Source organism: Bacillus sp. SIMBA_005 (assembly GCF_046535585.1).
GTDB lineage: Bacteria > Bacillota > Bacilli > Bacillales > Bacillaceae > Bacillus > Bacillus pumilus.
Genome location: NZ_JAWRWI010000305.1, coordinates 1 through 276, shown reverse-complemented (window position 1 = coordinate 276; position 276 = coordinate 1). Strand labels below are relative to the sequence as shown.

Below are 276 nucleotides of genomic sequence, written 5' to 3'. Positions count from 1 at the left end.
GGCAAGGCTCCCGCGCACGTCGCCCAGCTCGCACGAGAAGCGGGTGTCCCGGTTGCGCTCGTGGCCGGCGCGATCCAGGCCGACACCTCGGCCTTCGCGGCCGCGGCATCGCTCACCGAGATCGCGGGGTCCACAGAGGCGGCCCTGAAGGATCCGCTGCGCTGGCTACGCGACGCGGGCGAGATCCTCGCCCGCTGATCGCTTGTCCCCGTTGACGCGGCAATAATCCGGCTATATGGCCCGGGTCACGGATCAGAGGTCGAGCGCCGCCAGGAC

Annotated in this window: 1 protein-coding gene; it reads left to right on the top strand. The window is 71.0% G+C overall.

The annotated features are described in order from the left end of the window. The coding region (locus tag SB660_RS20230) for a glycerate kinase (RefSeq protein WP_410584092.1) at nucleotides 1-198 on the top strand (198 nt) is incomplete at its 5' end. Nucleotides 199-276: the final 78 nt, after the last annotated feature.